We start from the raw sequence: 14,364 nt of genomic DNA, 5'->3' as shown, positions 1-14,364 counted from the left end.
CGGCCACTCCGCGCGGACCCGGTGCCGGCACCTTCGGCAGGACTTTCGGCTGTGCGGCCGGGCCGTCCGGCTCTGCCTGCGGTGCGCGCGTCCCATCAGCCTCGGAGGCAGGAGGCACCAGCTCGATCGACGGGAGGCGCCACGATGTCCGACGGCTACGACGTCCTGCTGCGCGACGGCGGCATCGCGCACGTGCGCCCCCTGCGTCCCGGCGACCGCGCGGCCCTGCACGAGCTGGTGGAGCGCTCGTCGGAGCGCTCGGCCTACCTGCGCTTCTTCACCGGCGGCCGCAACACGGCCCACGCCTACATGGATCGCATCACCTCCGACGTCTACAGCGGGCACGCGCTGGTGGCCGGGCTGAGGGGACGGCTGGTGGCGGTCGCGGAGTACATCCCCGTGGACGGCGGCCCCGCGGAGGGTCGCAAGGCCGACCTGGCGATCCTCATCGACGACGCCGCGCACGGTCACGGGCTGGGCACCCTGCTGCTGGAACACCTCGCGCTGGACGCGGCCGCCCACGGGGTACGCACGCTGGTGGCCGACGTGCTGGCCGAGAACCGGCCGATGATCCAGGTGCTGCGTGACCTCGGCCTGGACGTGGCGCGGCGTTTCGAGGGCGGCATGACGCACATCGACATCGCCGCCCGGCCCACCGCCCGGCTGCGGGCCGGCATCGAGGCGCGCGACCACCAAGCGGCCCGGGCGTCGCTGGCGCGGGTGCTCTCGCCCCGTTCGGTGGCCGTGATCGGCGCCGGCGGCGACGAGCGGTCGCTGGGCCGCCAGGTGCTGCGCAATCTGCTCGACGCGGGTTTCCGCGGCCCGATCCACCCGGTCGGCCCCCACGCCGCCGAGGTGGCCGGGCTCCCCTGCCACACCAGGGTTCCCGACGGGGTGGACCTGGCGGTGGTGGCCCTACCCGCCCGGCACGTGCTGGAGGCCGCCCGGGACTGCGCGCGGGCCGGGGTCGCCGGGCTGGTGGTGCTGACGCCGGGGTTCGCCGAGGACGGCCGGCACGGCGCGGAGGAGGAACTGCGGCGGGTCTGCCGCGCGGCGGGGATGCGGCTGGTCGGCCCGAACTGCCTGGGCCTGATCAACACCGGGATACGGCTGAACGCCGCCTGCCTGCCGCACCAGCCGGTGCGCGGGCGGCTGGCGCTGATGTCCCAGCCGGGTACGGCCGGGGCGGCCCTGCTGGAGCGGCTGGCGGTGTCGTCGTTCGTGTCCGTCGGGAACAAGGCCGACGTGAGCGGCAACGACCTGCTCGAATACTGGGAGGACGACCCGGACACCGACGTGATCGCGCTGTGCCTGGAATCGTTCGGCAATCCGCGCAAGTTCGCCCGCATCGCCCGCCGGGTCGGCAGGACGAAGCCGGTGCTGCTGGTCATGAGCGGGCGCGGCGACGCGGGCCGCCGGGCGGTGCACTCGCGCGCCGCCGCGGCGCTCACCCCTGGCGTCGCCGTGGACACGCTGGCCCGCGCCGCGGGCGTCATCCGGCTCGACAGCCCGCGCGAGCTGATCGGCGCCGCCGAGCTGCTGGCCGGCTCGCCGCTGCCGGCGGGACGCCGGGTCGCCGTCGTGGGCAACTCGGGAGCCCTCTTGGCGAGGGCCGCCGACGCCTGCGAACGGCGCGGCCTGACCCTCTCCGAGCTGCTCGACGGCCGCGCCGCCGCCCCGGGCAACCCGGTCGACCTGACCGCCGGCGCCACCGCCGCCGAGATCGGCGCCGCCGTCGCGGACCTGGCGGCCTCCCCCGAGGTGGACGCGGTCCTGGTCGTCTGCGCCCCTCCGTTCGGCTCCGGCCTGGAGGCGACCAGGCGGGCCATCGCCGAGGCGACCGGGACGGCCGGCAAGGCCACGCTTGCCTGCCTCGCCGGCCACGACGGCCTGATCGACGGCCGGATCCCGTCGTACGCCTCCCCCGAGCAGGCCGTCGCCGCGCTGTCGCATGTCGTGCGCTACGCCGAATGGCGGCGCGGCCCGGCCGAACCCGCGGACGCGGACGGGGACGTGGACGTGGACGACCGCGCCGTGCGCAAGATCATCGAGGCGGATCCGGCCACCCCTGCCGAGGGCCATCGGCTCTCCCCCGCCGCCACCGCCCGGTTGCTGGCCTGCTACGGCGTGGCGCTGCATGCGGACGGCCCCGACGCAGGGAAGACCGGCGCGGACGTCCAGTCCAGGCCGGCGGGCGTCGAGATGATCGTCGGAGGCGTCAACCACCCGTCGTACGGCCCCCTGGTCATGGCGGGCATGGGCCCGGGCGGCCCGCCGCACGACCGGGTCTTCCGCGTCGCCCCGGTGGCGGACGCGACGGGGATGGTCGAGGAGCTGCGCCGCGCGGCGCTCCCGCACGGCCACCAGGGCGCGCCGCCCGTGGACGCCCGGGCGCCGGCCGCCCTGATCACCCGCGTCGGCCGCCTGCTGAGCGACCTGCCCCAGGTCGCCGAGCTGGACCTCGATCCGGTCATCGTCACCGAGGACGGCGTCGTCGCGGCCGGCGCCCGGATCTGGGTCGCGCCCTGCGAGCCGCCGTCGCCGCTGCTGCGCCGGCTGCGCTGACCGGGGGAACACCCTCTTCGGGTGGTCCTCATCGGACCCCTGTCCGTGCTGTTCACCGGCCGCTGCCCACGCGGGGTGCACGGCCTCGTGCCCGGGCCATGCCGCCCGAACCCCGGCCTGCCGCGGGGAACGGCGCGGCCGTCAGCCGACGAGTGTCTTGACGGCCGCCGTGATCTCGCTGAGGGCCCGCCTGGCGTCGGCGAAGTACATCCCGGTCCTGGGGCCTGTGTACAGCTCGTTGTCGATGCCCGCGTAGCCGTGCCCCATCGAACGTTTGATGACGATCACGCTCTTGGCCCGGTCGGCGTCGATGATGGGCATGCCGGACACGGCCGTGCCGGGGCGGCGGGCGGCCGGGTTGACGACGTCGTTGGCGCCGACGACGAGGGCGACGTCGGTCCGCGGCATCGCGGCGTTGGCCTCGTCCAGGTCGGCGAGCTGCTCGTACGGCACGCCCGCCTCGGCCAGCAGCACGTTCATGTGGCCCGGCATGCGGCCGGCCACCGGGTGCACGGCGTAGCGGACCCGCGCGCCCCGCTGCCGCAGGAGCTCGGCCAGCTCGTGCAGCTGGTGCTGCGCCTGCGCGGCGGCCAGCCCGTAGCCGGGGATGACGACGACGTCGGCGGCGTAGGCGAGCTGGATGGCGGCGTCGTCGGCCGACAGCGACCTGACGCGTCCCTGGGCGGAGGCGGCCTCGGCAGGCCCGTCGCCGCCGCCGAAGCCGCCGGCGACGATCGCCGTCAGCGACCTGTTCATGGCGTCGGCCATGAGCTTGGTCAAGATGGCGCCGGAGGCGCCGACCAGGGCGCCCGCGGTGATGAGGACGCTGTTGCCGAGCGTGAATCCGGCCATCGCCACGGCCGTGCCGGTGAAGGCGTTGAGCAGCGAGATGACCACCGGCATGTCCGCGCCGCCGATCGGCGCCACCATGCTGATCCCGAACGCCGCCGCCGCCACGGCCAGCACCACGAACGCGGCGTCGCCGCCGCCGGTGAACAGCAGGATCGAGGCGGTGACCATGGTCAGGGCGAGCGCGCCGGTGAGCAGGCGGGCGCCGGGGAACAGCAGCGGCCGGCCCGGCAGCACGCCCTGCAGCTTGCCGGCGGCGATGAGGGAGCCGGTGAACGTGACCGCGCCGATCAGCACCTCCAGCACGACCGGCAGGGAGGCGCCGTGGCGGGCGTGGTCGTGCACGCCGATGAGCGCCGCGGCGCCGCCGCCGACGGCGTTGAAGAGGCTGACGAGCTGCGGCATCGCCGTCATCGGGACCCGCCGGGCCAGCAGCAGGCCGGCGGCCGAGCCCAGCGCCGCCCCGGCGGCGAGCGCCGCCCACGCCCACGGCCGTACGGTGCCGGTGCGCACGAGCACCACGGCGGTGGCCAGCAGCGCGACGGTCATCGCCGCCGCCGACAGGGTGTTGCCGCGGCGCGCGGTGGCCGGGGAGTTCATCAGGTGCAGGCCGAGGACGAAGCAGGTCGCGACGGCGAGGTAGGTCAGCCGGATCACGAGGTCGAAAGTGGTCATCGGGTGTCCTTCCGCGGCCGGAACATCTCCAGCATCCGGTCGGTGACCACGTAGCCGCCGACGACGTTCATGGCGGCGAACGCGGCGGTCACGAACACCAGCGCGTACCCCAGGACGCCGTCCGCCGTGAGCGCGATGAGCAGCGCGCCGGCCAGGACGATGCCGTGGACCGCGTTGGCCGCCGACATCAGGGGCGTGTGCAGGGTCGTCGGGACCCGCCCGATGACCTCGAAGCCGAGCAGCAGGCTGAGCACGAACACGCTCAGGTCGGTGAACAGCAGCGCGTTCATGCCGCACCTCCGGTGACGATCACGGCCCGCTGGATCTCGTCGGCGGGGTCGAGGGCGAGCTCGCCGTCGCGCAGCACGTGGTCGAGGAAGGCGCACACGTTGCGGGCGTAGACCTCGGAGGCGGCCGCGGGCATCGTGGCGGGCAGGTTCGTCGCGCCGATCACGGTGACGCCGTCGCCGGTGACGTACGTCTGCCCCGGCCTGGTCACCTCGACGTTGCCGCCGGCCAGGTCGATGATCACCGAGCCTGGCCGCATGTCCTTGACGGCGGCTTCGGCCACCAGCAGCGGCGGCCGGCGGCCGGGCACCAGGGCCGTGGTGATGACGATGTCGTGGCCGGCCACGTGGCGGGCCAGCTCGTCCCGCTCGGCCTGCTGCTCGTCCTCGGCGAGCGCCCGCGCGTAGCCGCCCTCGCCCGTGCCCTCGCCCGCGCCCTCCCCCGTGTGCCGGCCTGTGCTCCGGCCGTGCGGGTCCAGGACGTTCGCGCCGAGGGAGGCGACCTCGGCCCGCGCCTCGGGCCGGATGTCGTAGCCGGTGACGACCGCGCCGAGCCGCCGGGCCGTGCCGATCGCCGACAGCCCGGCGATCCCGGCGCCGAGCACCAGCACCCGGGCCGGGCGTACGGTGCCGGCGGCGGTGACGAGCAGCGGGAAGAACCGCCCGTAGGTGTAGGCGGCGAGGATCGCGGCCCGGTAGCCGGCCACGTTCTCCTGCGAGGTGCGGGCGTCCATCGGCTGGGCCGCGCTGAGCGTGCGCGGCACCCGGTCCAGGCTGGCCGCGGTCACGCCCGCGGCGGCGAGTTCCGCGAGGTAGGCCGGGTCGGGGTGGAGCAGGCCGACGACGAGCTGCCCGGCCTTGAGGCGGCCCGCGGGCGGGCGGTCCACGCAGGCCAGGATGTCGGCGCCGGCGGGCCCGCCGGCGACGATCCGCGCGCCCGCCCCGCTGTAGGCGCTGTCGGGGAAGCCCGCGGCGTCCCCCGCCCCGGCCTCCACCAGCACGCCGAGCCCCGCGGCGCGCAGCCGCGGCACCAGGTCGGGAGTGATCGCGACCCTGCGCTCCTCCGCGCCGCTCTCCTTGACGATCCCGATGCTGAGCATGCGCCGCCCCTCTCCTTCGCGGTTGCCTGTCCATCGAGCGTCCCGCCGCGGCAGGAGCCCGATGAGAGCCGAAAGTCCCGCCGGCCGGGACGTTCGGCCCTCCGCCCCGGCCCGCCGCCGGTCTACACCGGGGGTATGGAGTACCAGACGCGCATTCACGGCCGGGGCGGCCAGGGCGTCGTCACCGCGGCCGAGCTGCTGTCGGTGGCCGCGTTCCTGGAGGGCAGGCACGCCCAGGCATTCCCCACCTTCGGCTCCGAGCGGACGGGCGCGCCCGTGGTGTCGTTCTGCCGCATCTGCGACCGGCCGATCCGCGTGCGCGAGCCGATCACCGCGCCGGACGCCGTCATCATCCAGGACGCCACTCTGCTGCGGGGCGTCGACGTGCTGGCCGGGCTGCGGCCGCACGGCCACGTGCTGATCAACTCCACCCGTACGGCGGCGGAGCTGGGCGTCCCCGGCGTCACCGTCCCGGCCTCGGAGATCGCGACGCGGCGCCTCGGCAGGCCGGTGCCCAACGCGGCGCTGCTCGGCGCCTTCTGCGCGCTGACCGGCGTGCTGGCGCTGGAGTCGGTGCAGGCCGCGATCCGCTCCGTGTTCCCGCATCCGGTGGCCGAGGCCAACGCGGCCGCCGCGGCCGAGGCTCATGCCTGGCTGAAGGAGGCCGCTCGTGCTTAGACAGCTGGAAGGCTCCCAGGCCGTCGCCGAGACGGTCGCGCTGTGCCGGCCGGAGGTGATCTGCGCCTACCCGATCTCCCCTCAGACGCACATCGTCGAGGCGCTCAGCAGGATCACGCGGGCCGGGCGGCTCGGCTCCTGCGAGTACGTCAACGTCGAGTCGGAGTTCGCCGCGCTGTCGGCGTGCATCGGCGCGTCGGCGGCCGGGGCGCGCACCTACACCGCGACCGCCAGCCAGGGCCTGCTCTACATGACCGAGGCGCTCTACAACGCCTCAGGGCTGGGCCTGCCGATCGTCATGACGGTGGCCAACCGGGCGATCGGCGCCCCCATCAACATCTGGAACGACCACAGCGACTCGATGTCGCAGCGCGACTGCGGCTGGATCCAGCTCTACGCCGAGACCAACCAGGAGGCCGCGGACCTGCACGTGCAGGCGTACGCGCTGGCTGAGGAGCTGTCGCTGCCGGTGATGGTGTGCATGGACGGGTTCGTGCTGACCCACGCCTTCGAGCGCGTCGACCTGCCCTCGGCGGAGCAGGTGGACGCGTTCCTGCCCGCGTTCGAGCCGCGCCAGCTGCTCGACCCCGATGATCCCGTCTCCATCGGCGCGATGGTCGGGCCCGAGGCCTTCACGGAGGTGCGTTTCCTCGCGCACGCCCGCCACCTGGAGGCTCTGGAGCGCATCCCGGCCGTCGCCGACCGCTTCGAACGCGCCTTCGGACGCCGGTCGGGCGGGCTGGTGCGCGGCTACCGGACCGGCGACGCCGACACGGTGGTGCTGGCGCTGGGGTCGGTGCTCGGCACGCTGCAGGACGTCGTCGACGAGCTGCGCGAGTCCGGCGCGGCCGTGGGCGCCGCGACGCTGACCACCTTCCGCCCGTTCCCGTCCGAGGCGCTGCGCGCGCTGCTCGGCGGGAAACGGAAGGTCGTGGTGCTCGAACGGGCCTTCTCCACCGGCGCGGGCGGCATCGTCTCGGCCGACGTCCGCGCCGCCCTGCCGGACGCCGAGCTGCGGACCGTGGTGGCCGGGCTGGGCGGGCGGCCGGTGACCAAGGCGGCGCTGCACCGGGCGCTCACCGCCGACGACCCACCGCCGCTGACCTTCCTGGACCTCGACCACCACCTCGTCGCCAGGGAACTGGCCAGGGCCCGGGCACGGCGCAGGCCGGGTCCGAGCGCCGGGAACATGCTGCGCGATCTTGCGGAAGGCGGCTGATCATGCCCGCGCCACGGACCAAGTTCTACCAGGTGGGCAGCTTCGCGGTCGGCAACCGGCTGCTGCCGCCGGAGCAGCGCGCCGTGCAGGCCGCCCCGGACCGCGGCAACGCGCTGACCTCGGGGCACCGCGCCTGCCGCGGCTGCGGCGAGGCGCTCGGCGCCCGGTACGCCATGGACGCGGCCATCCGGGCGACCGGCGGCCGGATCGTCACCGTGAACGCGACCGGCTGCCTGGAGGTGTTCTCCACCCCCTACCCGGAGAGCGCCTGGCAGGTGCCGTGGCTCCACTCCCTGTTCGGCAACGCCCCGGCCGTGGCCACGGGGGTGGCGGCGGCGCTGAAGGCGAAGGGCCGCACGGACGTGCGGGTCGTCGCGCAGGGCGGGGACGGCGGCACGGTCGACATCGGCTTCGCCTGCCTGTCGGGCATGTTCGAGCGCGGTGACGACGTGCTCTACATCTGCTACGACAACCAGGCGTACATGAACACCGGCGTGCAGCGCTCCGGCGCCACCCCGCCGGCCGCGCGCACGGCCACGACGCCCCTGCCGGGCAACGCCTTCGGGCAGGGCAAGAACGTGCCGCTGATCGCGATGGCGCACGAGATCCCGTACGTGGCCACGGCGACCGTCGCCGACCTGCGCGACCTGGAGGACAAGGTGCGCCGGGCGATGGAGGTCCGCGGCGCCCGCTACCTGCACATCCTGGTGCCCTGCCCGCTCGGCTGGGCCGCCGCGGCCCGCGACACGATCCGGGTGGCTCGCCTGGCCACCGAGTCCGGCCTGTTCCCCGTCTTCGAGGCCGAGCGCGGCGAGGTCACCGGCGTGACGAAGATCAGGCGGCGGGTCCCCGTCGACGACTACCTGAGGTCGCAGGGCCGCTACGCCCACCTGTTCGGCGATCCGCCCCGCGCCGATGTCATCGCCCGCATCCAGGCGTCGGCCGACCGCAACATCCGCCGCTTCGGATTGGTGGACTGATCATGGACAAGCCCTTCGCCATCACCCTGGGCGCCGGCGGCAGCCAGGCCAACAAGACGGGCGCCTGGCGTACCGAACGGCCGGTCTACCTGGACCGCCTGCCGCCGTGCAACGACGCCTGCCCCGCAGGGGAGAACATCCAGCGCTGGCTCGCCCTGGCCGAGGAGCCCTCCTACGAGGCTGCCTGGCGGGAGATCATGCGGGACAACCCGTTCCCGGCGATCACCGGCCGGGTCTGCTACCGGCCCTGCGAGAGCGCGTGCAACCGCGGCAAGCTGGACGAGGCCGTCGGCATCAACGCGGTGGAGCGCTTCCTCGGCGACGAGGCGATCGCGCACGGCTGGATGGTGCCCGCCACGGCCGGACCCTCCGGCAAGGGGGTGCTCGTGGTCGGGGCGGGACCGGCCGGCCTGTCGGCCGCCTACCACCTGACCCTGCTCGGCCACGCCGTCACGGTGATGGACTCGGGGCCGGCGCCCGGCGGCATGATGCGCTTCGGCATCCCCCGCTACCGGCTGCCCCGCGACGTCCTGGACGCCGAGATCCAGCGCGTCCTGGACATGGGCGTCGCCCTGGAGCTCGGCCGGACCGTCACCGACCTGGCCGGGGCGATGCGCGGCTTCGACGCCGCCTTCCTGGCCGTCGGCGCGCACATCGGCAGGCGCGCCTTCATCCCGGCCGGCGACTCCGCCCGCATCCTCGACGCGGTTTCCGTGCTGCGCGGCATGGAGGACGCCTCCGCGCCGCTGCTGGGCCGCCGCGTCGTCGTCTACGGCGGCGGCGACACCGCCATGGACGCCGCCAGGACCGCCAGGCGGCTGGGCGCGAGCGACGCGGTCGTCGTGTACCGCCGCACCCGCGACCGCATGCCCGCGCACGACAGCGAGGTCGTCGAGGCGGCCGAGGAAGGCGTGCGGATGAAGTGGCTGTCCACGATCGCGTACGCCGGCGGCGGGACCGTCACGATCGAGCGGATGCGCCTGGACGAGTCCGGTTTCCCGCAGCCGACCGGCGAGTTCGAGGAGCTGGCCGCCGACTCGGTGGTGCTGGCGCTGGGCCAGGAGGCCGATCTGTCGCTGCTGGCCGGGCTGGCGGGCGTCGAGTCCGAGGGCGGTGTGGTCAAGGTCGGGCCCGATCTGATGACCGGCTGCCCCGGCGTGTTCGCCGGCGGCGACATGGTGCCGGCCGAGCGGACGGTCACGGTCGCCGTCGGGCACGGCAAGAAGGCGGCCCGTCACATCGACGCCTGGCTGCGCGGCGGCTCCCACCGGCCGCCACCGCGGCACCCGATGGCCGCGTTCGACCTGCTCAACACCTGGTACTACAGCGACGCGCCGGCGAGCGTGCGCCCGAAGCTGGACCTGGCCCGCAGGATGAGCACCTTCGAGGAGGTGCAGGGCGGCCTGGAGGAGTCGACGGCGCTGTTCGAGGCCCGCCGCTGCCTGTCGTGCGGCAACTGCTTCGCCTGTGACAACTGCTACGGCGTCTGCCCCGACAACGCCGTGATCGAGCTCGGGCCCGGGCCGCGGTACGAGATCGACCTCGACTTCTGCAAGGGCTGCGGGCTGTGCGTGAGCGAGTGCCCGGCGGGCGCGATCACGATGGTGCCCGAGATCACCTGAAGGAGGCGGACATGAGAACGTGCCCGCACGGAGTGGAGGACGGCGGGGAGGCCGCCGTCCTGGACGACCTGGATCCGCTGGTCGGCGCGCTGCGCGAACGCGGGTTCGCCGTCGTGGGGCCCGTCGCCCGCGACGGGGTGATCCGTTTCGCCGAACTCGGCTCCGCCGCCGATCTGCCCCGCGGCCTGGCCGACGAGCAGGCGCCGGGCTTCTACCGCCTGCACGAGCGCGGGGAGCTCGTCTTCGGTTTCGCCGCGAGCCCGGATGCGGTCAAGCGCTACACGCATCCGCCGCGCTCCGTCCTGTTCCGGATGCGCGGTGGCGTGCCCGAGAAGGTCCCGCCGCGGGCCGGGAAGGTGGCGCTGCTGGGTGTGCGGGCCTGCGACCTGGCCGCGCTGGCCGTGCAGGACCGGGTGTTCCTGGGCGGCCGGCATCCGGACGAGGCGTACCGCGAGCGTCGCGAGGCCCTGTTCCTGATCGCGGTCACCTGCGCGGCGCCGGGTGGGACGTGCTTCTGCGCCTCCATGGGCACCGGCCCGCGTCCCACCTCCGGGTTCGACGTGGCGCTGACCGAGCTGACCGGCCCGCACCGGTTCCTGGCCGAGGCGGGCAGCGAGCGCGGCGCGGAGCTGCTGGCCGCGCTGCCGTCCCGTCCGGCCGGCGACGCCGACCGGGCGGCCGCTCGCGAGGTCGGCGCCGCCGCCGCCCGCATGGGCCGCCGCGTCGACCTCGACGGCGTCAGGGAACGCCTGATCGAACGGCGCGAGTCGCCGCTGTGGGACGAGATCGCCTCCCGCTGCCTGACGTGCGCCGCCTGCACGATGGTGTGCCCGACGTGCTTCTGCGTCACCGTCGAGGACGGCGTCGACCTGGCCGACGGCACGGCCGAACGCGCCGAACGCTGGGACTCCTGCTTCACACTGGGGTTCAGCGAGCTGGGCGGCGCGCCGCTGCGTTCCTCGGGCGCCGCCCGTTACCGGCAGTGGCTCAGCCACAAGTTCTCCACCTGGGTCGACCAGTTCGGCACCTACGGCTGTGTCGGCTGCGGCCGGTGCGTCACCTGGTGCCCGGCCGGCATCGACATCACCGAAGAGCTGGAGCGGCTGCGATGATCCCGGCCCCGTACCGCGTGCGTTCACGCCGCCCCGACCGGGCCGACACCGTCACGCTCACCCTGGAGCCGGTCGAGGGGACCTGCCCGCCGTTCCTGCCCGGCCAGTTCACCATGCTGTACGCGCCCGGCGTCGGCGAGATCCCCATCTCCGTCAGCGGGCACGCCCGCTCGGGCGGGTACGTGCAGACCGTCCGCGCGGTCGGCCCCGTGAGCCGGGCGCTGTGCCGTGCGCGGCGCGGCGACATCGTCGGCGTGCGCGGCCCGTTCGGCACCCACTGGGAGCTGTCGCGGGCGCGCGGGATGGACGTGGTGGTCGCGGCGGGCGGCCTCGGGCTGGCGCCGCTGCGGCCGGTGATCCGTGAGCTGGTCGCGCACGGCGCCCGCTACGGCCGGATCAGCCTGATCGCCGGCACCCGGACCCCCGCGACCCTGATCTACCCGCGCGAGCTGGCCCGCTGGGGCCGTGACCTCGACGTCCAGGTGACCGTGGACCATCCCGACCGGACGTGGACGGGCCCGACCGGGCTGATCACCAAGCTCGTCGCCCGGATCGTGTTCGACCCGGGCCGCACCTACGCGTTCGTGTGCGGCCCGGAGCTCATGATGCGGGCCACCGCCGGGGAGCTGCTGCGGCGCGGGGTGCCCGCCGGGCGGATCGCGCTGTCGCTGGAGCGCAACATGAAGTGCGGCATCGGCCGGTGCGGCCATTGCCAGCTCGGCCCGCTGTTCACGTGTCTGGACGGTCCTGTGCTCACCTACGACAGGGTCGCCGCTCTGCTGGAGGTGAGGCAGCTGTGAGGAAGCTCGCCGTGTGGAAGTTCGCCTCGTGCGACGGCTGCCAGCTCACTCTGCTCGACTGCGAGGACGAGCTGCTGTCCGTCGCCGCGACCATCGACCTCGCCTACTTCCTGGAAGCCTCCAGCGCCCGCGGCGCGGGCCCCTACGACCTGTCCCTGGTGGAGGGGTCGATCAGCACGCCGGACGACGTGGAGCGGATCAAGCACGTACGCCGGGTCTCCAGGCACCTGGTGACGATCGGGGCGTGCGCCACCTCCGGCGGGGTGCAGGCGCTGCGGAACCTGGCCGGCGTGCGCGAGTTCGCCGCCGTCGTCTACGCCCGTCCCGATCACATCGAGGCCCTGGAACGCTCGACCCCGATCTCCGCGCACGTGCCCGTCGACTTCGAGCTGCGCGGCTGCCCGATCGACAAACGGCAGCTGCTGGAGGTCATCGGCGCCTTCCTGGCCGGGCGGCGGCCGGCCGTGCCCGCGCACAGCGTCTGCGTCGAGTGCAAGGCCCGCGGCAACCCGTGCGTGCTCGTCGCCCACGGCACGCCGTGCCTCGGCCCGGTCACCCAGGCCGGCTGCGGCGCGCTGTGCCCGGCGTTCAACCGCGGCTGCTTCGGCTGCTTCGGACCCATGGAGAGCCCGAACGCGGCCGCGCTCAACGCCCGCCTGCGCGCCGCCGGCATGACCGGCGACGAGCTGGCACGCGTCTACCGGACCTTCAACGTCACCTCCTTCGGAGGCAGCAGTGACGCATAAGACCATCCGCGTGGGCGGCCTGACCCGAGTGGAGGGCGAGGGCGCGCTGCTGGTGCGGGCCCGCGACGGCCGCGTCACCGACCTGCAGCTCAAGATCTACGAGCCGCCCCGCTTCTTCGAGGCGCTGCTGCGCGGACGCGCCTTCGACGAGCCGCCCGACATCACCGCCCGCGTCTGCGGCATCTGCCCGGTCGCCTACCAGATGAGCGCCTGCCAAGCCCTGGAGTCGGCCTGCGGCGTCACCGTCGAGGGCGCGCTGCGCGACCTGCGCCTGCTGCTCTACTACGGCGAATGGATCGAGTCGCACGCCCTGCACGTCTACCTGCTGCACGCCCCCGACTTCCTCGGCTTTCCCAGCGGCGTGGCCATGGCCGCAAGCCACCGCCCGGCGGTCGAACGCGGGCTGGCGCTGAAGAAGGCGGGCAACGAGCTGGTCGCCGCCGTCGGCGGGCGCGCCATCCACCCGGTCAACGTGCGGCTGGGCGGCTTCCACCGGGTGCCCGCCGACCTGACGCCGCTCGCCGGACCTCTCCGGCGGGCCCTGCGCGCGGCGCTCGACACCGTGGAGTGGGTCAGCGGCTTCGACTTCCCCGACGTGGAGCACGACTACCGGTTCCTGGCGCTGCGCCATCCCGCCGAGTACGCGATCCTGTCCGGCGACGTCGCCGTCAGCGACGGCACCGCCTTCCCCGTCCACGACTGGCCCCGCCACGTGGTGGAGGAGCAGGTACGGCACTCGACCGCGCTGCACGCCCGCCTCGACGGCCGCCCCGGCTACCTCACGGGCCCGCTGGCCCGCTACGCGCTCAACGCGCCGCTGCTGTCGCCGCTGGCGCTGCGGGCCGCCGCCGAGGCCGGGCTCGGGAGGGTGTGCCGCAACCCGTTCCGCAGCATCGTGGTGCGCGCGGTGGAGATCGTGCACGCGTGCGAGGAGGCGCTGCGCCTCATCGACCGGTACGTCCCGCCGGACGAGCCGGCGATGCCCGTCGCCGCCCGCCCCGGGGTCGGGCACGGCGCGTCGGAGGCGCCGCGCGGCACCCTCTACCACCGCTACCGCATCGACGAGGACGGCCTGATCGCCGAGGCCGACATCGTCCCCCCGACGGCGCAGAACCAGGCCCGCATCGAGGACGACCTGCGGGCCCTCGTCGAACCCCGGCTCGGCCTGCCCGTCGCCCGGCTCACCGAGCTGTGCGAGCGCGCCATTCGCAACCACGACCCGTGCATCTCCTGCTCGGCGCACTTCCTCGACCTGTCGCTCCGCCATGGCTGAGACGGTCGTCATCGGGCTCGGCAACGACTACCGCGGCGACGACGGCGCCGGGCTCGTGACCGCCCGCCTGCTGCGTGGCCTCGGCGTGCCGGCGGCCGACAACGGCGGCGACCCGGCGGAGCTCATCGAGGCGTGGGCGGGTGCGGACGTGGCCGTCGTGATCGACGCCGCGCGCTCGGGCGAGCCGCCGGGTGTCGTCCGCCGCTTCCACGGCGTCTTCCCGCCGTCGCGCGCCGGCGCGAGCAGCCACGCGCTGTCCCTGGCCGATGCCGTGGAGCTGGCGCGCGTGCTCGGCCGGATGCCCGGCGAGCTGGTCGTCTACACCGTCGAGGGCGCCACGTTCGCGCTCGGCGAGGGTCTGTCGCAGCCGGTGGCCGCCGCGACGGCGGCCCTCGCGCGCACGATCGCACGCGACCTCGCCCATGAGCCCGGCCCGTGAGCCCGGCCCATGAGCCCGG

At 74.7% G+C, this 14,364-nt stretch carries 13 protein-coding genes; 10 read left to right on the top strand and 3 right to left on the bottom strand.

All coding sequences use genetic code 11. The features are described 5' to 3' along the window. Nucleotides 1-144: 144 nt before the first annotated feature. Nucleotides 145-2,565: a bifunctional acetate--CoA ligase family protein/GNAT family N-acetyltransferase gene (locus Nocox_RS21280; RefSeq protein WP_020543137.1), complete on the top strand. Its 2,421-nt coding sequence runs from the start codon at nucleotides 145-147 to the stop codon at nucleotides 2,563-2,565. Between the two features lie 141 nt (nucleotides 2,566-2,706). Here Nocox_RS21280 and Nocox_RS21275 read toward each other — a convergent pair whose 3' ends face one another. Genes Nocox_RS21275 through Nocox_RS21265 form a run of 3 tightly spaced genes read right to left on the bottom strand, consistent with a single transcriptional unit; the run spans nucleotide 2,707 to nucleotide 5,476 of the window. Further along, nucleotides 2,707-4,089, bottom strand: a complete 1,383-nt coding sequence (locus tag Nocox_RS21275) for an NAD(P)(+) transhydrogenase (Re/Si-specific) subunit beta (RefSeq protein WP_020543138.1) — start codon at nucleotides 4,087-4,089, stop codon at nucleotides 2,707-2,709. Next, entirely contained in the window at nucleotides 4,086-4,379 is a 294-nt protein-coding gene (locus Nocox_RS21270; protein WP_020543139.1) for an NAD(P) transhydrogenase subunit alpha part 2, read from the bottom strand. Before Nocox_RS21270 ends, Nocox_RS21275 begins: the two co-directional genes overlap by 4 nt. After that, nucleotides 4,376-5,476 carry an NAD(P) transhydrogenase subunit alpha gene (locus Nocox_RS21265; RefSeq protein ID WP_020543140.1) on the bottom strand — a complete coding sequence of 367 codons (1,101 nt, stop codon included), beginning with the start codon at nucleotides 5,474-5,476 and terminating at the stop codon, nucleotides 4,376-4,378. Before Nocox_RS21265 ends, Nocox_RS21270 begins: the two co-directional genes overlap by 4 nt. 135 nt (nucleotides 5,477-5,611) lie before the next feature. Between Nocox_RS21265 and Nocox_RS21260 the strand changes: the two genes are divergently transcribed. From Nocox_RS21260 to Nocox_RS21220, 9 genes are read left to right on the top strand one after another with little or no spacing between them, the layout of a single operon-like run. Beyond that, nucleotides 5,612-6,154 (top strand): 2-oxoacid:acceptor oxidoreductase family protein, encoded by a 543-nt coding sequence (locus tag Nocox_RS21260; RefSeq protein ID WP_020543141.1) that lies wholly within the window; start codon nucleotides 5,612-5,614, stop codon nucleotides 6,152-6,154. Then, nucleotides 6,147-7,373 carry a hypothetical protein gene (gene porA, locus Nocox_RS21255; protein ID WP_020543142.1) on the top strand — a complete coding sequence of 409 codons (1,227 nt, stop codon included), beginning with the start codon at nucleotides 6,147-6,149 and terminating at the stop codon, nucleotides 7,371-7,373. Before Nocox_RS21260 ends, porA begins: the two co-directional genes overlap by 8 nt. Before the next feature lie 2 nt (nucleotides 7,374-7,375). Next, nucleotides 7,376-8,353 (top strand): thiamine pyrophosphate-dependent enzyme, encoded by a 978-nt coding sequence (locus Nocox_RS21250; protein ID WP_020543143.1) that lies wholly within the window; start codon nucleotides 7,376-7,378, stop codon nucleotides 8,351-8,353. A gap of 2 nt (nucleotides 8,354-8,355) precedes the next feature. After that, a complete protein-coding gene (locus Nocox_RS21245; RefSeq protein ID WP_020543144.1) occupies nucleotides 8,356-9,975 on the top strand; it encodes an NAD(P)-binding protein in 1,620 nt (539 codons plus the stop codon). Nucleotides 9,976-9,986: 11 nt separating this feature from the next. Then, nucleotides 9,987-11,087, top strand: coding sequence for a 4Fe-4S dicluster domain-containing protein (locus tag Nocox_RS21240; RefSeq protein ID WP_051112558.1), 1,101 nt, complete (start codon nucleotides 9,987-9,989; stop codon nucleotides 11,085-11,087). Continuing rightward, a complete protein-coding gene (locus Nocox_RS21235; protein WP_020543146.1) occupies nucleotides 11,084-11,887 on the top strand; it encodes an FAD/NAD(P)-binding protein in 804 nt (267 codons plus the stop codon). The genes Nocox_RS21240 and Nocox_RS21235 overlap by 4 nt, the downstream gene beginning before the upstream one ends. After that, complete coding sequence (locus Nocox_RS21230) at nucleotides 11,884-12,633, top strand: NADH-quinone oxidoreductase subunit B family protein (protein ID WP_020543147.1); 750 nt, start codon at nucleotides 11,884-11,886, stop codon at nucleotides 12,631-12,633. Before Nocox_RS21235 ends, Nocox_RS21230 begins: the two co-directional genes overlap by 4 nt. Next, nucleotides 12,623-13,906 carry a Ni/Fe hydrogenase subunit alpha gene (locus Nocox_RS21225; protein ID WP_033408983.1) on the top strand — a complete coding sequence of 428 codons (1,284 nt, stop codon included), beginning with the start codon at nucleotides 12,623-12,625 and terminating at the stop codon, nucleotides 13,904-13,906. Before Nocox_RS21230 ends, Nocox_RS21225 begins: the two co-directional genes overlap by 11 nt. Then, a complete protein-coding gene (locus Nocox_RS21220; RefSeq protein ID WP_020543149.1) occupies nucleotides 13,899-14,345 on the top strand; it encodes a hydrogenase maturation protease in 447 nt (148 codons plus the stop codon). The genes Nocox_RS21225 and Nocox_RS21220 overlap by 8 nt, the downstream gene beginning before the upstream one ends. Nucleotides 14,346-14,364 lie beyond the last annotated feature (19 nt).

The sequence above is a fragment of the Nonomuraea coxensis DSM 45129 genome (assembly GCF_019397265.1).
Classification (GTDB): Bacteria; Actinomycetota; Actinomycetes; order Streptosporangiales; family Streptosporangiaceae; genus Nonomuraea; species Nonomuraea coxensis.
This window is presented reverse-complemented; position numbering and strand designations above follow the sequence as displayed.